19 protein-coding genes are annotated in these 22229 nt (G+C 65.6%); 14 read left to right on the top strand and 5 right to left on the bottom strand.

The annotated features are described in order from the left end of the window. Positions 1–161: 161 nt before the first annotated feature. Positions 162–2222, bottom strand: coding sequence for an ATP-dependent helicase (locus tag QW863_RS16660; protein ID WP_315715271.1), 2061 nt, complete (start codon positions 2220–2222; stop codon positions 162–164). 196 nt (positions 2223–2418) lie between these two features. Here QW863_RS16660 and QW863_RS16655 point away from each other — a divergent pair, with 196 nt between their 5' ends. The 10 genes from QW863_RS16655 to QW863_RS16610 all read left to right on the top strand — a co-directional run bounded on the left by QW863_RS16655 (position 2419) and on the right by QW863_RS16610 (position 13256). Beyond that, a complete protein-coding gene (locus tag QW863_RS16655) occupies positions 2419–4731 on the top strand; it encodes a Tex family protein (protein ID WP_315715272.1) in 2313 nt (770 codons plus the stop codon). Positions 4732–4881: 150 nt separating this feature from the next. Next, a complete protein-coding gene (locus QW863_RS16650) occupies positions 4882–5526 on the top strand; it encodes an NAD(P)H-binding protein (RefSeq protein ID WP_315715273.1) in 645 nt (214 codons plus the stop codon). A 325-nt stretch (positions 5527–5851) separates the two neighbouring features. After that, positions 5852–6745, top strand: coding sequence for a TRAP transporter substrate-binding protein (locus QW863_RS16645; RefSeq protein WP_315715274.1), 894 nt, complete (start codon positions 5852–5854; stop codon positions 6743–6745). Between the two features lie 35 nt (positions 6746–6780). Then, the gene (locus tag QW863_RS16640) at positions 6781–8796 is read left to right on the top strand and encodes a HAMP domain-containing methyl-accepting chemotaxis protein (protein WP_315715429.1); all 2016 of its coding nucleotides are present in this window, start codon (positions 6781–6783) and stop codon (positions 8794–8796) included. A gap of 58 nt (positions 8797–8854) precedes the next feature. Continuing rightward, complete coding sequence (locus tag QW863_RS16635) at positions 8855–9547, top strand: alpha/beta family hydrolase (protein WP_315715275.1); 693 nt, start codon at positions 8855–8857, stop codon at positions 9545–9547. 107 nt (positions 9548–9654) lie between these two features. After that, on the top strand, positions 9655–10137 hold the full coding sequence (locus tag QW863_RS16630; RefSeq protein WP_315715276.1) for a hypothetical protein: 483 nt from the start codon (positions 9655–9657) through the stop codon (positions 10135–10137). Between the two features lie 137 nt (positions 10138–10274). Next, entirely contained in the window at positions 10275–10445 is a 171-nt protein-coding gene (locus tag QW863_RS16625; protein ID WP_315715277.1) for a hypothetical protein, read from the top strand. Positions 10446–10618: 173 nt separating this feature from the next. After that, positions 10619–11620 carry an ABC transporter substrate-binding protein gene (locus QW863_RS16620; protein ID WP_315715278.1) on the top strand — a complete coding sequence of 334 codons (1002 nt, stop codon included), beginning with the start codon at positions 10619–10621 and terminating at the stop codon, positions 11618–11620. A 42-nt stretch (positions 11621–11662) separates the two neighbouring features. Further along, positions 11663–12436, top strand: coding sequence for an ABC transporter ATP-binding protein (locus tag QW863_RS16615; RefSeq protein ID WP_315715279.1), 774 nt, complete (start codon positions 11663–11665; stop codon positions 12434–12436). Beyond that, positions 12429–13256: an ABC transporter permease gene (locus QW863_RS16610; protein WP_315715280.1), complete on the top strand. Its 828-nt coding sequence runs from the start codon at positions 12429–12431 to the stop codon at positions 13254–13256. Before QW863_RS16615 ends, QW863_RS16610 begins: the two co-directional genes overlap by 8 nt. 10 nt (positions 13257–13266) lie before the next feature. On the opposite strand, the gene gtdA is transcribed toward QW863_RS16610, so the two are convergent. Next, on the bottom strand, positions 13267–14304 hold the full coding sequence (gene gtdA / locus QW863_RS16605) for a gentisate 1,2-dioxygenase (RefSeq protein WP_315715281.1): 1038 nt from the start codon (positions 14302–14304) through the stop codon (positions 13267–13269). Positions 14305–14406: 102 nt separating this feature from the next. On the opposite strand from gtdA, the gene maiA reads away from it, so the two are divergent. Together maiA and QW863_RS16595 are read left to right on the top strand one after the other, a co-directional pair. Continuing rightward, positions 14407–15039 carry a maleylacetoacetate isomerase gene (gene maiA / locus QW863_RS16600; protein WP_315715430.1) on the top strand — a complete coding sequence of 211 codons (633 nt, stop codon included), beginning with the start codon at positions 14407–14409 and terminating at the stop codon, positions 15037–15039. Then, positions 15029–15538, top strand: coding sequence for a MarR family transcriptional regulator (locus QW863_RS16595; protein WP_315715282.1), 510 nt, complete (start codon positions 15029–15031; stop codon positions 15536–15538). Before maiA ends, QW863_RS16595 begins: the two co-directional genes overlap by 11 nt. A 38-nt stretch (positions 15539–15576) precedes the next feature. On the opposite strand, the gene QW863_RS16590 is transcribed toward QW863_RS16595, so the two are convergent. From QW863_RS16590 to QW863_RS16580, 3 genes are all read right to left on the bottom strand, one after another. Further along, a complete protein-coding gene (locus QW863_RS16590) occupies positions 15577–17190 on the bottom strand; it encodes a benzoate-CoA ligase family protein (protein WP_315715283.1) in 1614 nt (537 codons plus the stop codon). Continuing rightward, positions 17187–18326 carry an FAD-dependent monooxygenase gene (locus QW863_RS16585; RefSeq protein ID WP_315715284.1) on the bottom strand — a complete coding sequence of 380 codons (1140 nt, stop codon included), beginning with the start codon at positions 18324–18326 and terminating at the stop codon, positions 17187–17189. The genes QW863_RS16590 and QW863_RS16585 overlap by 4 nt, the downstream gene beginning before the upstream one ends. 112 nt (positions 18327–18438) lie before the next feature. Then, entirely contained in the window at positions 18439–19392 is a 954-nt protein-coding gene (locus QW863_RS16580) for a RimK-like protein (RefSeq protein WP_315715286.1), read from the bottom strand. A 288-nt stretch (positions 19393–19680) separates the two neighbouring features. Here QW863_RS16580 and QW863_RS16575 point away from each other — a divergent pair, with 288 nt between their 5' ends. Then, complete coding sequence (locus QW863_RS16575) at positions 19681–20454, top strand: ferredoxin--NADP reductase (protein ID WP_315715287.1); 774 nt, start codon at positions 19681–19683, stop codon at positions 20452–20454. Between the two features lie 209 nt (positions 20455–20663). Next, entirely contained in the window at positions 20664–22229 is a 1566-nt protein-coding gene (locus tag QW863_RS16570; RefSeq protein WP_315715288.1) for an acyl-CoA synthetase, read from the top strand.

Raw genomic sequence — 22229 nt, 5'->3', positions numbered from 1 at the left:
CGATGCGACCTCCCCCGCAAGCGGGGGAGGCGCAGACCGACCACGTCGCCAGGGATGTCAGCAAGCCATCGTGCCCGACCGGTGCGCGTCCTCCCGGCACGCCCCTTGTGGGAGAAGTGCAGTGATTGGCGTCGTGTTGATATGGTCGCAGCGACGCTGGCTCACCGCCATCGCTCGCGCATCCGCGCGCCGAGATCGATGCGCGGCCCGGAGCGCGCATATGCCGACCCCGGCTGCGCCCGCGGCCAGCTCGTGCGTTCGAACAGCGGCACCAGCGCCTCCGGAATGAACCGCGTGCGCGAGGCATAGACGTGACGATCGCCGCGCACCGGCTGGCCGTGGACGAAGAACCGCTGCGGCACCAGGAGATGCAGATCGTCCTTGGCGCGGGTCATTGCGACATAGAGCAGCCGCCGTTCTTCCTCCAATTCGGCGCTGGAGCCGGCGCCGAGATCGGACGGCATGCAGCCGTCGACGACGTTGAGGACGTGCACGGAATTCCACTCCATGCCCTTGGCGGAATGGATGGTGGAGAGGATCAGATAGTCCTCGTCGAGCAAAGGCACGCCGGACTGATCGGAGGTGGCGTCGGGCGGGTCGAGCGTCAGCTCGGTGAGGAAACGCTCGCGCGACGGATAGCCGCTCGCGATCTGCTCGAGCTGCAGCAGGTCGGCGGTTCGCACCTCCGCATCCTCATGAACGCGCTCGAGATGCGGCTGATACCAGTGCCTGATACGCTCGATATCTCCGGGCCATTCCGAGACGCGCAGCTGCTCCAATGTGCGCACGAACGCGGTCCAGTCATCGCCGGCGCGCGCCGGTGCGGACTGCTCGCACAGGCGCGCGATCGGATCGGCACTGGCGCTGATGGCATCGAGCAGACGCTGCGCCGACGCCGGGCCGATGCCCGGGATCAGATGCAGCACGCGGAAGCCGGCGATGCGGTCGCGCGGATTGGCCACGAAGCGCAAGCAGGCCAGCACGTCCTTCACGTGGGCGGCATCGAGGAACTTCAGCCCGCCGAACTTCACGAACGGGATGTTGCGGCGCGTGAGCTCGAATTCCAAGGGACCGCTGTGCGACGACGTGCGGAACAGCACGGCCTGTTGCTTCAGCACGATGCCTTCCTCGCGCTTCGCCAGCACCTGCTCGACGATGTAGCGCGCCTGATCGGTCTCGTCGCTGACGGTCACGAGCTGCGGCTTGCGCGAACTCGTGCGGTCGGTCCACAGATTCTTGGTGAAGCGCTCCCGCGCCAGCCCGATCACGCCGTTGGCCGCCGTGAGGATCGGCTGCGTCGAGCGGTAGTTGCGGTCCAGCGTGATGATGTCGGCGCGCGGACTGAACTGATCGGGAAATTCCAGGATGTTGCGCACGGTGGCGGCGCGGAAGGCGTAGATCGACTGCGCGTCGTCGCCGACCACCGTCAGTCCCGCGCCGTCGGGCTTCAAGCCGAGCAGGATCTGCGACTGCAGCCGGTTCGTGTCCTGATATTCGTCGACCAGCACGTGGTCGAAGCGATCGCCGATCTCGCGCGCGATGGTTTCGTCCGCCATCATCTGCGCCCAGTACAGCAGCAGGTCGTCGTAGTCGAGCACGGCATTGGCCTGCTTGGCTTCGACATAGGCGGCGAACAGGCCCTTCAGCTCGCCGGCCCATTCCGCGCACCACGGAAAATGCCGCACCAGTGCCTCGTCGAGCGGCATGTCGGCGTTGACGCAGCGCGAATAGATCGCAAGGCAGGTACCCTTGGTCGGAAAGCGTCGCTGCGTGTTGGACAGGCCGCGTTCGTGCCGCACCAAATTCATCAGGTCGGCGGAATCCTCGCGATCGTGGATCGTGAACACAGGGTCGAGGCCGACGCGCTCGGCGTAGTCGCGCAGCATCCGCGCGCCCAGGCCATGAAACGTGCCGGCCCAGGTGAGCGCGGCCGTGATCGGCTCGGCCTTGCCGCCCAGCACCTTGCGGGCGATGCGCTCGACCCTGCGGCTCATCTCGCTCGCCGCGCGGCGCGAGAACGTCATCAACAGGATCCGGCGCGGATCGGCGCCATTGACGAGCAGATGTGCGACGCGATGCGCGAGCGTGTTGGTCTTGCCCGAGCCCGCGCCGGCAATGATCAGCAGCGGCGGGCCGGGCGCGGCGCAGGCACCGCCATGCTCGACGGCGCGGCGCTGCTCCGGATTGAGATCGTCGAGATATGTCGCAGCCGTGGCCTGCACGAATCGTCCCTCAGCCTGCAAGAATCAGTGATTTGCGCCGCATGTGCAACGCGATGGCCCGGTCGCGGCAGCGTTTTACATGATTCGCAACCGGTCTTTTTTGTCACGGTTGCCCACAGAGCGTCTGCCAGCCGCTTGCGCTGGCGCGCGTGCACTCCTATCCAATCAGCCCCGTCACGAATCTCGGAAGAACACCGTGTCGAATTTTGCCTCCATCATCGCTGCTGAGCTCTCAGTCAAGGATGCCCAGGTCCAGGCCGCGATCGACCTGCTCGACGGCGGCGCGACCGTGCCGTTCATCGCGCGCTATCGCAAGGAGGCGACCGGCATGCTGGACGACACGCAGTTGCGTACGCTGGAGGAACGGCTGCGATATCTGCGCGAGATGGATGCACGGCGCACCGCGATCATCGAGAGCATCAAGGCGCAGGGCAAGATGACGCCCGAGATCGAGCTGGCGCTGGCGACCGCCGACACCAAGGCCCGGCTCGAGGACATCTATCTGCCGTTCAAGGAGAAGCGCCGCACCAAGGCGCAGATCGCGAAGGAAGCCGGGCTCGAGCCGCTCGCCGACATGCTGATCGGTGATCCGATGAAGGCGCCGGAGGTCGAGGCCAAGGCCTTCATCAAGAAGGATGGCGACAACCCGGTCAAGGACGTCAAGGCCGCGCTCGACGGCGCCCGCGCGATCCTGGTCGAACGTTTCGCCGAGCATGCCGACCTCGTCGGCTCGCTGCGCGAGGAGATGTGGACCCGCGGCGCCGTGAAGTCGTCCGTTCGCCATGGCAAGAAGACCGAGGGCGCCAAGTTCGCTGATTACTTCGATTTCTCCGAGCCGTTCACCAAGCTGCCGTCGCACCGCATCCTGGCGATGCTGCGCGGCGAGAAGGAAGAGGTGCTGCAGCTCGATTTCGGCGATGGCGAGCCGGAGGATTCGAAGGACCCGTCGCTGTATGAGAACCGTATCGCCGTGACCTTCGGCATTTCGCGCCAGGGCCGCCCGGCCGATCAGTTCCTGTCGGACTCCGTGCGCTGGGCCTGGCGCACCCGCATCAAGACCTCGCTGGCGCTCGATATCCGCATGCGGCTGTGGCAGGAGGCGGAGAAGGAGGCGGTGCGCGTGTTCGCCGCGAACCTGCGCGATCTGCTGCTCGCAGCTCCCGCCGGCGGCCGCGCCACGCTCGGGCTCGATCCGGGCTTCCGCACCGGCGTCAAGGTCGCGGTCATCGACCGCACCGGCAAGTTCGTCGATCACGCCACGATCTATCCGCACGAGCCGCAGCGGCAGTGGAACGAAAGCATGCTGACCCTGGCGCAGCTCTGCGTGAAGCACGGCATCGATCTCGTCGCGATCGGCAACGGCACGGCGTCGCGCGAGACCGAGAAGCTCGTCAACGATTTGATGAAGCTGAAGCCGGATCTCAAGCTGACCAAGGCGATCGTGTCGGAAGCCGGCGCGTCGGTCTATTCGGCCTCGGAGTTCGCTGCGAAGGAATTCCCCAATCTCGACGTCTCGATCCGCGGCGCCGTCTCGATCGCGCGCCGCCTGCAGGATCCGCTCGGCGAACTCGTCAAGGTGCCGCCGGCCTCGATCGGCGTCGGCCAGTATCAGCACGATCTCAACCAGTATGAGCTCGCCCGCGCGCTCGATGCCACCGTCGAGGACTGCGTGAATGCCGTCGGCGTCGATCTCAACACCGCCTCGGCGCCGCTGCTGGCGCGGGTGTCGGGCATCGGCGAGAGCCTGGCGCAGAACATCGTCGCGCATCGCGACGCCAATGGTCCGTTCCCGACCCGCGACAAGCTCAAGGAGGTGCCGCGGCTCGGACCGAAGGCGTTCGAGCAGTGCGCCGGCTTCCTGCGCATCCGCGATGGCGACAACCCGCTCGATGCCTCCGGTGTCCACCCGGAATCCTATCCGGTCGTGAAGAAGATTCTCGAGACGACCAAGAGCGACATCAAGGTGCTGATCGGCGACACCAAAACCTTGAAGACGCTTAATCCGGCGAAATTCGCCGACGAGCGCTTCGGCGTCCCGACCGTGACCGACATCATCAAGGAGCTGGAGAAGCCCGGCCGCGATCCGCGCCCGGAGTTCAAGACCGCGACCTTCCAGGAGGGCGTCGAGAAGATCACCCATCTCAAGCCCGGCATGATCCTGGAGGCGACTATCACCAACGTCGCGGCGTTCGGCGCCTTCGCCGATATCGGCGTGCACCAGGACGGCCTGATCCACATCTCGGCGATGTCGGAGAAGCGCATCAACGATCCGCGCGAGGTGGTGAAGCCGGGGCAGGTCGTGAAGGTCAAGGTGCTCGACGTCGATGTGCTGCGCAACCGCATCTCGCTGACGCTTCGGCTGTCCGATCCGCTGCCGGCCAAGGGCGAGAAGCGGACCAGCGCACGCCCGCCCGCGGGGCGCATGACCTCGCGTGAGGAGAAGCCGTCTGGCGGCGGCGCGTTCGCCGCGGCGATGGCCAAGGCCGCAGAGCGGCGCAAGGGCGCCTGAGGCGAATGGTGACGAGGCGCCGCGGAGGGAATGTCTCGTCTGCGGCGTCATTTCTGGGGCGCCATGGCATTCGGCGTCGTGTCGTTGCGGTCTTCCCTATCTCCGCGGCCAGGCTTACCTTGGGCGGCGAGTTGTGAGTGGGGGCCGCGCATGACGAACCGGACCGTGATCATTGCCGGCGCGACTGGGCTGGTGGGACGGGAGCTGCTTCGCGGTCTGCTTGCCGACCCGGCCGTGGATCATGTGCATGTCGTCGGCCGCCGCGCGCCGCCTGACCATTCGCCCAAGCTGACGGCGCATGTCGTGGATTTCACCGCGCTGCCGTCCCTGCCGCCGGCCGACGAGCTCTATCTGGCTCTCGGGACCACGATCAAGGTGGCCGGAAGCCAGGCCGCCTTCCGCGCCATCGATCACGACGCCAACCTCGCCGTCGCCAAGGCCGCGCTCGCGAGCGGCACCAGGCGCGTTGGTCTGGTCAGCGCGATGGGCGCCGACAGCAGGTCGCGCGTCTTCTATAGCCGGGTGAAAGGCGAGCTCGAGGACGATCTGACCGCGTTGCCCTTCGAGGGACTGGTGATCGCGCGGCCTTCGCTGCTAGTCGGCCCGCGGGCGGAGCTCGGACAGCCGAGTCGTCCGGGCGAGGAATGGGGCAACAGGCTGAACAACATCATCGGCTTACTGATCCCGGCGAACTACAAGCCCATCGCGGCGGCGGACGTCGCCAACGCGCTGCTGATGGCTGTTCCTACGGTTGCCGGCAAGCGAGTGATGCTGTCAGGGGCCATGCGCCGATGATCGAGCCTGCCGCTCTTGCGTAGCGGCCCGGTCTCGCTATTTACGGTAAATCGAAATCTGATATCGCGCCGCGCCTCAGGCCCGGATCGACTGGTCGACGGCGCTCCGTAGTTTTACGGCTCTCTCGCATGCGACTATCAGCGAGTGAATGGCTGGAGCGGGCAAGACGGGAATCGCATCTTAACATCTTAACCATATCTCGCTGTTAGTTGTGCATCGAGGAAAAACAGCCCGGTGTTTTATGCGCAGACAGCTGCTTGAATTTTGTTTCTTGGCATTGGTGGGAACCCTGCTCGGATCCCAAGCGGCGACGGCGTCTCCGCGAATGGTGTCGCTGGTCTACAACTCGCAGATTCAGAACCCGCAGCAGGTCGGGTCGGACGAATTTCGCGTGAAGCTGCAGGCGTTGGCCGGCAAGCGGCTCATCATTGATGAGCGTGCGGGCAACGCATTCGGCAGCGAGGCGGCGGTGCTGGCTGCAACCCGGAGCGGCGCAGTGGACGTGGCCGTGGTGTCCGGCGGCATCGCCAGCGCGGTGGTCCCCGAGCTTGGCGTCTTCGACATCCCGTTCCTGTTCCGCGACACTGCGCATGCCAAGGCGGTTGCGCAAGGGCCGGTCGCCGCCGCGATCGGCGCCAAGTTCGCCGACAAGGGACTGGTGCTGCTGGCGCTGGGCAAGCAGGGCTTTCGCAATCTCACCAACTCGAAGCGCCCGGTCCGTACCGTCGATGACGTCAAGGGACTCAGGATCCGCGTGATCCCCAATCCGGTCTACCAGATGACTTTCAAGGCGCTCGGCGCCGACGTGATGCCGATGGATTTCCCGCTGGTCTATGCCGCGCTCAAGGACGGTCGGCTCGACGGTCAGGAAAATCCGGTTGCCACCATCGCGGCCAATCGCTTCGACGAGGTGCAGAAATATCTGACGCTCACTGGGCATTTCTTCGCGCCGATCGCCTTCGTCGCCAACCGCGCGATGTTCGACCATCTCGATGCGGCGGATCGTGATGCGCTGGTTGCCGCCGCCAAGGCGGCTGCGGAGGTCACCTGGCAGGCCCAGCTCGATGCGCAGAAGCTCGATGAGTTGCGCAAGACCGGCATGGAGGTGATCGAGACGTTCGACCGCAAGACCTTCGTCGATGCGGTCAGGCCGCTCGATGCCGACTTCGAGAAGCGCTTCGGCAAGGAGCTGCTCGCCACCATCAGGTCCACTCCGTGAAACAGCCGGGCAAATCGATGAAATTGTCTTCTCTGATGTCTTGGATCGGCGTCCGCCCGCGCATCTTCGGCGGCTTCGCCCTGATCCTGAGCTTCCTGGTGTTGCTTGGCGGCTTCGCCATGGTCCAGGTCGGCCGCATCGGCGGCACCGTGGATGAACTCGTTACCAGCGCGGCCGGGGACGCCGGCATGTCGCAGGTGCGTGCCGCGCTGCTCGGCGCCAACGGCGCGGTCGAGAGATTCGTCCGGACCTGGAACGTCGGTGACAAGGATGCGGCCAGCAAGGCCATCGACGCCGTCGGCGGTCTCGCCGATCAGGTCGAGAAGCAGTCCGGCGGACTGAAGGTGCTGGCTGACGGCGTTGGGCCGGTACGGAACGCGCTGGCGGCCTACCGCTCGTCGTTCGCTGCCGCAGCCGAGGCCGTGGACCGCCTGCGGGCGGCGACGACCAAGACCGACGCATTGGGCGCCGTTGCCGGCATCAACATGGGCGGCATCCAGGTTGCCCTTGCCAATCGTGTGGGCAGCGAGCCGCTGATGAATCCGTTACGTCTGGCCAGCGTCGTCGACGCGGTTCGCATTGCGGTGATGCGCTATACCAACACGTTATCGAATGGCGATGCCGACGATGCCAGGCTCACCTTCGTCTATGCGAAGCTCGCGATTGCCGATACGGAGGGCGAGATCGCGGGTGTCGATGATGCCAAGCTGAAGGCGCTGGTTGCTGCGCTGAAAGAGGCTCTCACGGCGGATGCCGCCGCGCTCGAGGAGGTGATCAAGGTGGCCGCTGACCTGCGCGCCAAGCAGGCGGAGCTCGCCAAGGCGAGCGCCTCGATCGATACCCAGGTCAGCCAGATCAACCGGCAGCTTGGTACCGCGCGTGCAGAGCAGGCCGCGAGGACCGGCGTCGCGGTCGAAGATACCAAGCAGACCGTGATCGTGACCGCAGCCGCAGCGGTGATATTCGGAGCGGTGCTGGCTTGGCTGATCGGCGCCAGCGTGTCGACCCCGATCCGCGGCATGACCGACCGCATGCAGTCGCTGGCGGCCGGCGAATTGGATCAGCCGATTCCCGGCGGCGAGCAGCGCGACGAGATCGGCCGGATGGCGCGCGCCGTGGAGATTTTCCGTGACAACGCGCTTGCCGTGCGCCGCATGGAGCAGGAGGCTGCGGCACAGCGTGAAGCTGCGGAGGCCGAGCGCGCCCGCATGATGTCCGATCTGGCTGGTCGATTCGAGCAGGGCATGCAGGGTGTCATCACCGGCGTCGGCGGGCGTGCGACTGAGATGGGCGAGAGCGCCAGCGAGCTGGCGCGCGTCGCCGAACGCGGCCGTGGCCTTGCGGAAGCGGTCGCCAGCCGGGCCGAGCAGGCCTCCGTCAATGTGCAGACCGTGGCCTCGGCGACCCAGGAGCTCGCGGCCTCGATCAGGGAGATCTCCTCCCAGGTCCAGCGCTCGGTCACGGTGTCGACCCGGGCGACGCACGAGACGCAGCGGACATCCGAGCTGATCGACGGGCTGTCCAGCGCGGCGGAGAGGATCGGCACCATCGTGCAGCTGATCCAGGCGATCGCGAGCCAGACCAACCTGCTGGCGCTCAACGCCACCATCGAGGCGGCGCGCGCCGGCGAGGCCGGCCGCGGATTTGCGATCGTCGCGAGCGAAGTGAAGAACCTGGCGTCGCAGACCGCGCAGGCGACGGAGCAGATCTCGAGCCAGATCGCGACCATCCAGAGCGCGACGCAGGAGACGGTCGGCGCGATCGCCCAGTTCGGCACGACCGTGCGGGAGATTGCCGAGATCTCCAATGCGATCGCCGCCGCGGTTGAGCAGCAGGGGGCGGCGACCAGCGAGATTGCCCGCAACGTCGAGCAGGCGGCCAGCGGTACGGCGGCGGTCACGCAGGAGATCGGCGACGTGCGCAACGTGGCCGGGCAAACCGATGCCGGCGCTGAAGCTGCGCTGGCGGCGGCCGCGGCGCTGCAGCAGCAGGCCGCTTCGCTGAAGAGCAATGTCGCCGACTTCCTGCAGACGATCCGAACGGCGGCGTGAGCCGCAAACCGGTGGCGAGTGGAGTTGACGCAGGGGACGCAGGCTCACACTCTGGCGCATGACCGAGCACCAGCCGCGTTCCCTTGCGTTTCCCGTCGACGGCGCGGACATCGTGTCCGCGCTGTTCATGGCCCCGCCGCGGCCGCGCGCCTGTTTCGTGTTCGCCCATGGCGCGGGCGCCGGCATGACCCACGTCTTCATGAACCAAGCGGCCGCAAGCCTTGCCGCGCGCGGCATCGCGACGCTCCGCTTCCAGTTTCCCTATATGGAGAAGGGCAGCAAGCGCCCTGATCCGCCCGCGCTCGCTCACGCCGCGGTGCGGGCTGCCGCGGCGGAGGCCGCGCGGCTCTGTCCGGGGCTGCCGCTCGTAGCGGGCGGCAAGTCGTTCGGGGCGCGCATGACGTCGCAGGCGCAGAGTGCAGCGCCGCTGCCAGGCATAGCCGGGCTCGCCTTTCTCGGCTTTCCGCTTCACCCCGCCGGCAAGCCCTCCATCGCGCGCGCCGATCATCTCGATGCGATCGAGGTCCCGATGCTGTTCCTGCAGGGGACGCGCGACAAGCTGGCGGAGATGGAGCTGCTCGCGCCCGTCGTGAAGCGGCTGGGACCGCGTGCGACCTTGCATTGGATCGATCAGGCCGACCACGCCTTCCACGTGCCTGCGCGCTCCGGCCGGAATGATCGGGCCGTCATGGAGGACCTGACGAAGGCGTTTGCGGCGTGGCTGGAGACTCTCGAAGCGTGTGCCGGCTGACGCGCCTAGCGCCTCCTTCGGAGAAAAATGGCATGAGAACAAAAACAGAACTTTTCTGTCACCGGAGGTTGAGGCATAGTCATATTGAAAGGTAGGGAGGGGGTTCGATGAAGTCAGCAGTGGTGGCGCTATCGGTGTGCGCGCTTGGCGTGCTGATGATCTCTGCAGCTCCATCGCTCGCCGATGCCAGGCTGACCGGCATGGTGGTCGTGAAGGGAACTTGCCAGAAGCTCATCGTCGCGGGAAAGGATCGCAGCTCGGAATGCAAGGGCGCGCTGCTCAATACCGACTATGACGATCAGCGCACCGGCTTCTACTTCACCTTGCTCGACGGCAGCGTGGTCACGTTCTCGAACCGCGGCGATCTGCAAGAGCAACCGGGGCCTGACAAGTTCGTCACGCCGGTCGACATGATGATCATTGGCCAAAGTCGCAAGACGATCAACAAGGTGACGGCCAAGGGGCAATGCCGCCACGGCAATCCATTCAAGGGACCCGACCTGCTCGAATGCACAGCCGACAGCGAGATCGGCCGTTTTGAAGGGCTATTTCTGTCCAATGGCGAGAAGCCGGTGATGCAGACCTTCTGAGGCCGTGACCCCTGCGCACAAGCAGGATGGGCCAGCAGGAGAGTTCGTCGCGGCGTCGCCGGTCGTCACCCGCCATCGTACAGTCCACGCGACAAATCCGGCCCGCTCGGCAATATCCACTTTGTCAGAAGATCGCGATGAGAAAGACAGCTTCATCCGTTTGGCTGCTGGCCCTCGGCGCGGCGAGCCTGCCGGCCATGTCGGTCCGTGTAGAGGACGGATTGAAGGAGATCGAGACGTTTCACGGCCCCTGCAGGAAGCTCACGGTCGCGGCAAAGGACCGGACCGCCGATTGCAAGGGCGTTTAGCTCAATACGCGTTACCGTGACGGACGAGGAGGCTTGGAGCAAGACGCCCGGCCTCTGAGGCTGCGATCTCCCGACTCCCGAAAATTTGGCGCGACATCAAGCGCGAAATATTGCAACAAGTCGGCGTCGTGGGTGAGGCCGGGTGTGCGGGTCGCCAGATCTTGGAGAGTGTGATGTTCCGATACGTTGGCGTCGTCCTGGGGCTGCTCTGGAGCCTCGTATCGATCAGCACCGCGCTGGCCGACGACGCCAAGCTCCGGATCGGCGTTCTCCGGCTGTCCTCGTCCGCGCCAGTGTTCATCGCGTTGGACAAAGGCTACTTCCGCGAAGCTGGACTGGACGTCGAGCTGAAGTTTTTCGATGCAGCGCAACCGATCGCCGTGGCGACGGCCACCGGCGACGTCGACGTCGGGGTGACCGCCTTCACCGCAGGACTGTATAACCTCGCAGGCAAGGGCGCGTTGAAGATCATCGCCGGCATGAGCCGTGACCGCCCGGGCTTTCCGCTGATTGGCTACTTTGCCAGCAACAAGGCCTATGAGGCAGGTCTCAGGACGCCGAAGGACATTGCCGGCAAACGCGTGGCGATGACCCAGGTCGGGTCGAGCTTTCACTATTCGGTGGGGCTGCTGGCCGATAAATATGGCTTCAAGCTCGCCGACGTGAAGATCGTGCCGCTGCAGTCGATGTCCAACATGTCGGCGGCCATCAAAGGGGAAACCGTCGACGCGGCGCTGATGCCGGTTTCGGTGGCGCGCAAGCTGATGGAGGAGGGCGCCGTCAAGCATCTTGGCTGGGTCGGCGACGAGACGCCGTGGCAGGTCAGCGGCGTGTTCGCGGGGCCGAAGACACTTGCCAACACGGCGCTGGTCGGCAAGCTGCTGGCGTCGCTTCAGCGCGCCGAGCGCGAGTATCATGATGTCGTGCTCGCCTCGGTCAAGGACGGCACCGCCGCCATCGACGACAAGACCAAGCCGTTGCTCGAGATCATCGGCAAGTACACGAACCTGCCGGTCGAGCAGGTCGTGGGCAATTGCGCCTACATCGATCCCGACGGCAAGCTCGATGTGAAGAACATCGAGAGCCAGATCAAATGGCTGCAGGCTCAGGGGTTCGCCGACCAGGGCTATGATGCGGCCGCGATCATCGCCAAAGACTTCGTGAAGCCGGATTGATGAAGGCAGGCGCAGCGCGGGCCTGCAGCGGGATCGCCTGATATGGACCTGATCGCCGAGACCATCAGCCACCGTTTCGACGCGCTCGATGTGCTCGACCGCGTGTCGTTCACGGTCGGAGCCGGCGAGGTGGTCGCCCTCGTTGGGCCGTCCGGCTGCGGCAAGAGCACGCTGCTGGCAATCCTCGGAGGGTTGTTGCAGCCAAGCAAGGGACAGGCGGTGCTGCGCGGAGCTCCGCCGCCCGGCAGCCTCAATCCCCTGACGTTCGTGTTCCAGGACTTCGCGCTGCTGCCGTGGGCAAGCGTCGCCGACAATGTTGCCTTTCCGCTCCTCCATACATCCCTGTCGACGCAGCAGCGCGCCGCCGCCGTCGACGATGCGTTGCGGCGAACCGGCCTGGCAGACTTCCGGACCGTCTATCCCAAGCAGTTGTCGGGCGGCATGCGACAGCGGGTCGGGATTGCCCGGGCGCTGGCGGTCCGCCCGGCGATCCTGCTGATGGATGAGCCGTTGTCGGCGCTGGACTCGCAGACCCGCGAGCTGCTGATGGAGGACTTCGTCGATCTGCTCGCCGACGGCACCATGGGCGCGGTCTATGTCACGCATAATCTCGAGGAGGCCGTGCGGCTCGCCGACCGCATCGTCGTGCTGTCGCGTCGTCCCGGCCGCATCCGGAAGGTCGTCAGCGTCCCGGCGACGCGGCGCAGCCGCGGCGATGCCGGAGTACGCGCGCAACTGCTGGACCTGCAGAACGAGCTCTGGGGGCTGATCCGGACCGAGGCAATCGATGCCGAGCGCGAGGTTCAGAATGCTTGAACGCTCCCCGGCCGGAACGCCTGAGGTCGTCGGCAAGCAGAGCCGGAAAGTGCCGTTCCGGGGCGGCGGCTTCACGCCAGCCGCAAGCCGATGGGCCGGCTGGCTCGCGCTCGCGGCGGCTCTCGGCCTGTGGCAACTCATCGGCAGCCTCGCACTGGTCAACCCATTGTTCCTGCCGGCGCCGCTGACGATCTTGCGCGCCCTGTATCGATTGGCCGAAAGCGGCGCGCTCTGGCAGCATGTCTCGGCATCGTTCGTGCGCATCGTATCCGGCTGGGCGCTCGGCACGGCCACCGGCATCGTCGTCGGCTTCGCGATCGGCCTCTGGCGCATTGCGCGCAGCATCGGCATCACTTTCGTCTCTGCGCTGTTTCCGATTCCGAAGATCGCCGTGCTGCCGCTGCTGATTCTTTGGCTCGGCATCGGCGAGCAGCCGAAGATCGCGACGATCGCGCTGGGCGTGTTCTTCTCGACCACGATCTCGGTCTATAGCGGCGTCGATGCGGTGCCGCGCAACCTGATCCGCATGGCGCAGAGCTTCAACGTGCCGTTCCCGACCATCGTCCGCCGCGTGATCTGGCCCGGCGCGCTGCCGTCGATCCTCGCCGGTTTCCGCATCACCGCGTCGGTCGCGCTGATGCTCGTGGTTTCGGCGGAGATGATCGGCGCCGAGACCGGCATCGGCACCTTCGTGCTGCAGGCCGGCAATCTGATGCAGACCGATCAGCTGATGGCGGGGATCCTGATCCTGTCGCTGTTCGGTCTCGCCGTCGGCCGGCTGATCAGCATGCTCGAAGCGCGGCTCCTGCGCTGGCGTTGATCCGGCGGTGTCAGGCGTTGCCGCGGTCTTCCCGGAACAAGTCGAGCTTCTCCTGCACCGGGCGATCCGAGAACGAGAACAGTACCGCATCCTCGTCCGGCTCATGGCTGACCCATTGCCAGCTCGGAACGACGAACAGGTCGCGCGGGCCCCATTCGAAGGTCTGGCCGCCGATGCGGGTGCGGCCCCTGCCTTCGATCGCGGTGAACACGGTCGCGTCGGTCGAGCGATAGCGCGCAGTCTTGAAGCCCTTCGGCAGCAGCTGGATGAAGGTGCCGATCGTCGGCATCGCGAAATCACCGGTCTCCGGGTTGGAGAATTTCAGCTTCAGCCCGTGGCAGGCGTCCCATTCCTCGCTCCGCCTCGCGTTCTCCAGCGCCTCGCGTGTATAGGCGTAGGGATAGTTGAAGATCGGCGATGTCCTGGATTTGCGCTTCGCATCGACCGGCAGCAGATTGTGGCCGTAGCGGGCGAAGCTGTCGCCCGCGGGGCGCGCGACCTTCTGCTGGTCCTCCTGCGCGCCTTGCGCGAACGACGCGTCGAGAAACTGCACCAGGGGAATGTCGAGGCCGTCGAGCCAGAACATCGGCTCGGTGGTCTCATTGCCGTGATCGTGCCAAGTCATCGACGGGGTGATGATGAAGTCGCCCGGCTCCATCAGGGTGCGCTCGCCCTCGACGGTCGTGAAGGCTCCCTTGCCTTCCAGCACGAAGCGCAATGCGGACTGGCTGTGCCGATGGGCGGGCGCAACATCGCCTGGGATCACCATCTGAACGCCGGCATAGAGCGAAGTGGTGATCTTGGACTGCCCGCGCAGTCCCGGATTCTCCAGGATCAGCACGCGCCGCTCGGCTTCCTTCGCCGTGATCAGCCGCCCGGCCTCGACCATGTAGTCGCGGATCGCCGCGAACTGCCACAGATGCGGGCGGCAGGCGCTCTTCGGCTCGGGCGTGATGAGATCGCTCATCACGGTCCACAGCGCCGTCATGTTTTCGCCGTCGATCTTCTTGTAGAACGCCTCGCGCTCCGGTGTCGAAACCGCGGCCATGCGCGCCTCCCATGATCAGATGTCGTTCTTGATTGACAGTATACTGCCAATTTGATTACCGTCAAATACAACCAGAGCTGTCGCATCGGGAGGACTGCCATGATGAAGCTGCACGGCTATTTCCGCAGCAGCGCATCCTATCGCGTCAGGATTGCGCTCAACCTCAAGGGTCTCACGGCCGAGCATCTGCCGCATCACCTCCGCAAGGGCGAGCAGCGCGCGCCCGCCTATCTCGCGCTCAACCCGCAGGGTCTGGTCCCGGCGCTCGAGGACGACAGCGGCGCCACGTTGATCCAGTCGCTTGCGATCATCGAATGGCTCGACGAGACTCATCCCGAGCCGCCGCTGCTGCCGAAGGATTCGTTGCGACGCGCCCAGGTCCGCGCCTTCGCGCAGGTGCTCGCCTGCGACACCCATCCGGTGCAGAACCTGAAGGTGCTGGCGCGGCTCCGGGAGCTCGGCCTGCCCGAGGACAAGGTCGCGGCCTGGGCCGGCTGGGCCAACCGCGAGGGGCTCGCTGCCTGCGAAGCGCTGATCAAGCATGAGCCCGGCCCATTCTGCTTCGGTGCGGCGCCAACCTTGGCCGATCTCTGCCTGGTGCCGCAGCTCGGCAATGCACGCCGCTTCGGCGTCGATGTCGCAGCGTTTCCGCGCCTGCTGCAGGCCGAAGCCGCGGCGAAGGCGCTGCCGGCCTTCGCCGCTGCTGCTCCGGAGCGTCAGCCCGATGCCGAGTAGGCCGGCCGACATCACCATGGACGCAGTCTACACCAAGCCGGGCTATCTGTTCCGGCGGATGCAGCAGATTGCCGTGTCCATCTTCGTTGAGGAGTGCCGCGAGTTCGACCTGACGCCGGTGCAATATGCGGCGCTGGTCGCGATCCAGACGCACCCGGGCATCGATGCCACCAGGCTGTCGGCGGTGATCGCCTTCGACCGTTCGACGCTCGGCAGCGTGATCGAGCGGCTGGAGAGCAAGGGCCATATCGAGCGCAGGCCGTCGGCCGAGGACAAGCGCGTCAAGCTGCTTTATCTGACCAGGGCGGGCGGAGCCCTTCTCCGTGCGATCATGCCGGCGGTCGATCGCGCCCAGGCCCGCATGCTGGCGCCCCTGAAGGCCCCGGATCGCAAGATGCTGATGGCGCTGCTGGCGCAGCTCGTCGATCTCAACAACGAGGTGTCGCGGGTGCCGCTGCGCGCCGAGGATGCGCTGGAGCATCTCGGCAAGACCGGCTGATCGCGGAACTCCGCGGTTGTCGGGCGCAAGGCGTAGGCTCACAGCCGCATCACCGCCTGACGATCGATCTTGCCGGTGCCCGTCTTCGGCAATTCGTCGATGAAGACGATCTCGCGCGGATATTTGTAGGGCAGCAGTTTCGCCTTCACGTAGTCCTGCAGCGCCTTGACGGTCGGGATTTGGTCGGGGGATCCGCCGTTGGTGACCACCACGGCCTTCAGGCTCATGCGACGATCCGGCAGCTCGTGCGCAAACACGGCGCATTCTCTGATATCGGGATGCTCGGCGAGGCAGAGCTCGACCTCGAGCGGATAGACCCATTGGCCGGAGATCTTGACCAGGTCGTCGGCGCGGCCGCGGAAGAAATGGAAGCCGTCGGCATCGCGCACGAAACGGTCGCCGGTGTAGATCCAGCCGCCATCGCGGATCGTCTCCGCGGTCTTGTCCGGACGGTTCCAGTAGAGCGGCGTATTGGAGTCGCCGCGTACCCAGAGAATGCCCTCTTCGCCGTTGGCGACCTCGCGTCCTTCGCCGTCGCGCAGCGCGATCTCGTAGCCGGGAACGCGCAGTCCGGCGGCGCCGAGCTTCTTGCGGTCCTCGCGGTTCGAGAGATAGACGTGGAGAACCTCGGTCGAGCCGAGACCTTCGACGATCTCCAAGCCGGTCAGGCTCTTCCAGCCGTTGAAGACCTCGGCCGAGAGCACCTCGGCCGCGGAAACCGCGAGCCGCAGTGACGAGACGTCGGCCTGCTTCGCACCCTCGGCCTTGGTGAGCGCGGTGTAGAGCGTCGGCAGGCCGAAGAACACGGTCGGTCGGAAGCGGCCGATCGCATCGAAGATGGCGGCGGGTTTCGGCTGGCCGGGCAGCAGCAGCGTCGTCGCTCCGGCCGAGAATGGAAAGGTGATCGCATTGCCGAAGCCGTAGGCGAAGAAGATCTTGGGCACCGAGAAGCAGATGTCGTCCGGCTTGAGCCGCAGCACGTTGCGGGCGAACGCCTGCTCGCTATAGGCCATGTCGTGCTGCAGATGGACGATGCCCTTGGGGCGTCCGGTCGAGCCGGACGAATACATCCAGAATGCCATCTCGTCGCGGTGGGTGTCGGCCTCCGCCAACTGATCGGTGAAGTTGGGCAGCCACGCATCGACCGCGACCGTCGTTGCGACGGCGGTGGCCGGCGCCTCGCCATTGACGACGACCAGTGTGCGCAGCGCGGTCTCGGCGCAGGCCTGTGCATCGAACCGTGCGGCAAACTCGGCGTCGGCGACCGCGATCTTGGCGCCGGAATCAGCGAGATAGAATTGCAGCAGATCCGGCGGCGTCAATGTGTTGATCAGCAGCGGCACGAAGCCGGCGCGCACTGCGCCGAAGAACGCGGCCGGATAGGCCGGTGTATCGTCGAGGAACAGCAGGACCCGGTCGCCGCGGCTGAGCCCGAGCGCGGTGAAGCCGTTGCCCCAACGGCAGGCGTCGGCACACAGCTCGGCATAGCTGCGCTGGCCGGCCGGACCGATCAGCGCAGTCTTGTTGGCGTTGCCCTTGGCGAGGTTGTCGAACAGCACGCGGCTGGCATTGTAGCGGGCGGGAATTGCGAAGCCGATCTCGCGCGCGCCGGCGCTGTCGCGCGGAACCTGGTCGGCGATCTCTCTCGTCATGCGCGTGCTCCCGTGTTCCGAGATGCCTCGTAGCGGGCCATGAACTGCGGAGCCATCGCGCGCAGCCTGGTATCATCGATGCGCCCGGACCGGGTGATGTAGCTGTAGGCAAAATCCAACAGGCTGAGCGTCATGTGAGCCGGGAAGGACTCATACCAGTCGCTGCTGGTCCGGGCCGCCGTCACCAGCTTCTTCACGATCGGCTGGCGCTCGGCCTGATAGCGGGCGAGGCCGTCCGAGAGGCTGGTCTCGGCATCGAGCGCCTTGGCGAGCGCGATCGCATCCTCGATCGCCAGCCGCGTCCCCGAGCCGATCGAGAAGTGCGCCGTATGCAGCGCGTCGCCGATCAGCACCATGTTCCGGTGCCACCAGTGCTCATTCCAGACCCAAGGGAAATTGCGCCATACCGATCGGTTGGAGACCAGCGCGTGACCATCGAGCGTGGCGGCGAACACCTGCTCGCAGACGCGCCGGGATTCATCGACCGACATCTCGGCGAAGCCATGGGCGTGCCACGTGGCGCGATCGCATTCCACCAGGAACGTGCTCATGTCCGGCGAATAGCGATAATGGTGCGCGTTGAAGCTGCCGCGGTCGGTCGCGACGAAGGTCTGCGACAGCGTGGCAAAGGTCTTCGACGTGCCGTACCATGCGAACTTGTTGCTGGAGTAGGAGACGGAGAAGCCGAAATCGCCTTCGAAGCTGCGGCGAACCAGCGAGTTCAGCCCGTCGGCAGCGACGATGAGGTCGTAGCCTGCGAGCTGGTCCAGCGACTGGATGGTCGTGCCGTAGCGGGCGACGACGCCCACGCTCTCGGCGCGGGCCTGCAGCAGCTTCAACAGCTCGAGCCGGCCGATCGCGGAAAAGCCGACGCCGTCGATCTCGACAGTCTCGCCGCGCAGATTGAGCGTGATGTTGCGCCAGCTCTCCATGTGCGGCGCGATCGCGTCCACGGTGTCGGGATCGTCGGCGCGCAGGAATTCGAGCGCCTGATCGGAGAACACGACGCCAAAGCCCCAGGTCGCCCCGGCCGGATTCTGCTCGAACAGATCGACCACGGCGGCGGGGTGCCGCTTCTTCCAGAGATAGGCGAAATACAGCCCGCCAGGGCCGCCGCCGAGCACGGCGATGCGCAAGGGCGTCCTCCACATTGACAGTATACTGTTTATTTTGGATCGGAGAATAATCCCTCATCTCGATCGAGGCCAGGGAAATCTTATTGCTGGAAATCGGGCCGGCGGCCGCAAGTCATCCCGACCGGCCTCTGCCGAAGATCGCGTCGAGCGCGGCGAAATATGTGCTTTCGACCAGCTCCGGCGCATGCTGGCCGAGCGCCTCCATCTTCACGCCCGAATTGATCTCGAGCACCTGCCAGCGTCCATCGGCCAGCACGAGGTCGACCGATGCGTAGCGGATGCCGATGACGCGCGCCGCCGCGGTGGCGAGTGCGGCACAGAGGTCCCGCTGCGCGCCTGGTTCGAGCAGCACGGGCTGAGCTCCGAATTCGAGATTGTGCCGCCAGCTCAGCAGGCGCTGTGCGCCGCGCGGCACGACGGCGCGCAAGGCCGACGCGTCAAATTCCGCATCGAGGCGCCGCAGGAGCTGGGCGTGCCCCGTGGCCGGAGTGGCCGCCAGCGCGAGGGCGAGCAGCGGCTGCAGGCCGTCGCCGGTCACGATGGGGCGCTGCTTGCGGTAGACGATCAGGGACGCGTCATCGAGCTGCACGACACGGACTTCGTCGACGATGTCCATGAGCGGCGCGATCGCGACATTCGCGCCGGTCTCGAAGATGCTGTTCACTGCGCGCAGCAGGTCATCCTTTCCCGCGACGCGGACCACCGACCGTCCCGAGGTACCCTCGTTGGGCTTGACCACCAGCCCGCGCGGATGCGTTTCGAGCAGCGCCAGCGCGGCCTCGGCCGTCCGCGCGGGCTGGCCGCCAAGGGCCGGCGCCAGAAAGAATGCGTGTGGAACCGCGGCAATCCCGTCGGCTCTCAGCAGCGCCGAGGTCGCCGCCTTGTCGCAGGCCAGTCTGTGCGCCACCGCACTGTTCAGGCCGAGATCATAGCCGAAGATCAGGTGACGCCGGGTGGCATCCTCGAGCACCAGCAGCCAGCCGTCCTCCCGCACGTCGAGCGCGATGCCTCGTTCGGCGCAGTAGCGGGTGATGGCGGCGAGCTGGGCCTGCGGATGGTTAATCATTGCTCAAGGATTGGGCCAGGGATGCGGAATTAAAGTGCTGGAAAATCGGAATATCGGCAAGTAAATTACCCATATCGTTTGTGTACGAACGAACAGCCGATCGAGGCGAATCCGGGCATCAGCCGGCATGCATTTGATCGTGATCAATGGTGCGTCCATGCGGGTTGATTATTCGCTGTTTTCACGTACATCAGGCGCCGAAATCGCTGGATCTATAGGGGTTTTGCGGTCCTGCCTCCGTCACGACTTGTTTCTTCCAACTTCAGCCCACGTGAAAAAACAAACGACATGAGCGCGTTCTATAAAGAGAAAGTTCTTTCCGTTCACCACTGGACGGACACCCTGTTCTCCTTCCGAGCCACCCGCGATGCGGGCTTCCGCTTCCAGAATGGTCAGTTCGCGATGATCGGCCTCGAGGTCGAGGGCCGCCCGCTGCTGCGCGCCTACAGCATGGCCAGCGCCAATCACGAGGAGGAACTCGAGTTCTTCAGCATCAAGGTGCAGGACGGTCCGCTGACCTCCCGGCTGCAGAAGATCAAGGAAGGCGACACCATCCTGGTCGGCCGCAAGGCGACCGGCACGCTGATCCCCGACAACCTGCTGCCCGGCAGCCGGCTGCTGCTGCTGTCGACCGGCACTGGTCTTGCCCCGTTCGCCAGCCTGATCAAGGACCCCGACGTCTACGAGCGGTTCGAGAGCATCGTGCTGGTCCATGGCTGCCGCCAGGTCGCCGAGCTCGCCTATGGCGAGAGCGTCGTCGCGAAGCTGCGCGAGGACGAGTTGTTCGGAGAACTGCTCGACGGCAAGCTGCAGTATTATCCGACCGTCACACGCGAGCCGTTCCGCAACCGTGGCCGCATCACCGACCTGATCTCGTCGCAGCAGCTGTTCAACGATATCGGCCAGCATGAGCTCGATATCGCCAAGGACCGTATCATGATGTGCGGCAGCCCGGCGATGCTGGAGGAGCTCAAGACCATGTTCGAGTCGCGCGGCTTCCTCGAAGGCAGCGGCAACGAGCCGGGCCATTTCGTGATCGAGAAGGCCTTCGTCGAGCGCTGAGCCGTCGACCCTTCGTCTCGACTTTTCTGAAAGAGCGCCTCGACGCAATCGGGGCGCTCTTTTCGTCGGCAATATCCTCCTTGCGCGTTTCGAAGCGGCTGTGCGATTTTCGGCAGCAAGACCGGACCTGCAGACGTCCGGCGCGACACAGGGAGGGGACTTGGATTGCCCGAGCGGCGGCCATCCCCGATACAATAAGGGGTACGGCCATGGATTCCATCGTTCGCAGACAGACGCTCGGTGACCTCCTGCGGCGGAGCGCGGCGCGCACGCCGGGAAAGACGGCCGTGATCTGCGGCGAGGTCAGCTGGACCTACGCCGAGTTCAACGCCATCGTCGACCGCCTCGCGGCCGGCCTCGCCACCCGCGGTGTCGGCAAGGGCGAGCGCGTGGCCATCCTCGCCCGCAATTCGCATGCCTTCGCGGCCTTGCGCTTCGCGCTGGCGCGGCTCGGCGCCGTGCTGGTGCCGATCAACTTCATGCTCAAGCCCGAGGAGGTTGCCTACATCCTCAAGCATGCCGGCGCGCGGCTGCTGGCGACCGACAGCGGCTTTGCCGGCGTGGCCCGCGCCGCCAAGACGCTGGTGCCGGCGGTCGAGCAGATGATCTGGCTGCCGTCGGAAGGTCCGAGCGAGCGGCAAAGCGACATGATCGACTTTGCGGAGCTCGCGGCGTCGACGGCGACGGTGCCTGCCGTCGAGATCGCCGGAAGCGACGTCGCGCAGATCGTCTACACCTCTGGTACGGAGTCGCTGCCGAAGGGCGCCATGCTCACCCATGACGCCGTCATTTGGCAGTATGTGAGCTGTATCGTCGATGCTGGCATCGCCGCCGATGACGTCACCCTGCACGCGCTGCCGCTGTATCATTGCGCGCAGCTCGACGTGTTCTTCGGCCCTTCGATCTATGTCGGCGCGACCAACATCGTCACGGCGTTTCCGACGCCCGACAATCTGCTGCCGCTGATCGCGAAATATCGGATCACATCGTTCTTCGCGCCGCCCACCGTCTGGATCTCGATCCTGCGCTCGCCGCTGTTCGAGACCACCGACGTATCCACTTTGCGCAAGGGCTATTACGGCGCCTCGATCATGCCGGTCGAGGTGCTGCGCGAGCTGGCGCAGCGGCTGCCCAAGGTGCGGCTGTGGAATCTCTACGGCCAGACGGAGATCGCTCCGCTGGCGACAATGCTCGGACCCGAGGATCAAGTGCGCAAGCCGGGCTCTTGCGGTCGCGCCGTGCTCAACGTCGAGACCCGGGTCGTCGATGACGACATGAATGATGTCGCACCAGGCGAGGTCGGCGAGGTCGTGCACCGCTCGCCACATCTGATGCTCGGCTACTTCCATGACGACGAGCGTACCGCCGCCGCCTTCCAGGGCGACTGGTTTCACTCCGGCGATCTCGCGACCATCGACGACGAGGGCTACATCACCATCGTCGATCGCAAGAAGGACATGATCAAGACCGGCGGTGAGAACGTCGCCAGCCGCGAGGTCGAGGAGGCGCTCTATCTGATCCCGGAAGTGTCGGAGGTCGCCGTCGTCGGCCTGCCGCATCCGCGCTGGGTCGAGGCCGTTGTGGCGATGGTCGTGGTCAAGTCCGGCTGTGAGCTGACCGAGGAGGCCGTGCTTGAGCAGGCTTCGGCCACGCTGGCCTCGTTCAAGACGCCGAAGCGGATCGTGTTCGTCGATGCGCTGCCCAAGAACCCCAGTGGCAAGCTGCTGAAGCGGCAGTTGCGCGAGACGCATTCGGGGCTGTTTGCGCAGGGGTAA

The organism is Bradyrhizobium sp. SZCCHNR1017 (assembly GCF_032381375.1).
Lineage (GTDB): Bacteria > Pseudomonadota > Alphaproteobacteria > Rhizobiales > Xanthobacteraceae > Bradyrhizobium.
The sequence above is the reverse complement of the archived record's forward strand: the minus strand, read 5'-3'. Positions and strand labels throughout refer to the sequence as shown.

Coding starts and splice junctions, on each gene's coding strand:
- gtdA (WP_315715281.1), bottom strand. CDS start 14,304: ATGGCCGCGGTTTCGACACCGGAGCGCGAGGCGTTCTACAAGAAGATC.
- QW863_RS16615 (WP_315715279.1), top strand. CDS start 11,663: ATGGACCTGATCGCCGAGACCATCAGCCACCGTTTCGACGCGCTCGAT.
- QW863_RS16620 (WP_315715278.1), top strand. CDS start 10,619: ATGTTCCGATACGTTGGCGTCGTCCTGGGGCTGCTCTGGAGCCTCGTA.
- maiA (WP_315715430.1), top strand. CDS start 14,407: ATGAAGCTGCACGGCTATTTCCGCAGCAGCGCATCCTATCGCGTCAGG.
- QW863_RS16635 (WP_315715275.1), top strand. CDS start 8,855: ATGACCGAGCACCAGCCGCGTTCCCTTGCGTTTCCCGTCGACGGCGCG.
- QW863_RS16610 (WP_315715280.1), top strand. CDS start 12,429: ATGCTTGAACGCTCCCCGGCCGGAACGCCTGAGGTCGTCGGCAAGCAG.
- QW863_RS16625 (WP_315715277.1), top strand. CDS start 10,275: ATGAGAAAGACAGCTTCATCCGTTTGGCTGCTGGCCCTCGGCGCGGCG.
- QW863_RS16570 (WP_315715288.1), top strand. CDS start 20,664: ATGGATTCCATCGTTCGCAGACAGACGCTCGGTGACCTCCTGCGGCGG.
- QW863_RS16580 (WP_315715286.1), bottom strand. CDS start 19,392: ATGATTAACCATCCGCAGGCCCAGCTCGCCGCCATCACCCGCTACTGC.
- QW863_RS16650 (WP_315715273.1), top strand. CDS start 4,882: ATGACGAACCGGACCGTGATCATTGCCGGCGCGACTGGGCTGGTGGGA.
- QW863_RS16640 (WP_315715429.1), top strand. CDS start 6,781: ATGTCTTGGATCGGCGTCCGCCCGCGCATCTTCGGCGGCTTCGCCCTG.
- QW863_RS16645 (WP_315715274.1), top strand. CDS start 5,852: ATGGTGTCGCTGGTCTACAACTCGCAGATTCAGAACCCGCAGCAGGTC.
- QW863_RS16590 (WP_315715283.1), bottom strand. CDS start 17,190: ATGACGAGAGAGATCGCCGACCAGGTTCCGCGCGACAGCGCCGGCGCG.
- QW863_RS16595 (WP_315715282.1), top strand. CDS start 15,029: ATGCCGAGTAGGCCGGCCGACATCACCATGGACGCAGTCTACACCAAG.
- QW863_RS16630 (WP_315715276.1), top strand. CDS start 9,655: ATGAAGTCAGCAGTGGTGGCGCTATCGGTGTGCGCGCTTGGCGTGCTG.
- QW863_RS16575 (WP_315715287.1), top strand. CDS start 19,681: ATGAGCGCGTTCTATAAAGAGAAAGTTCTTTCCGTTCACCACTGGACG.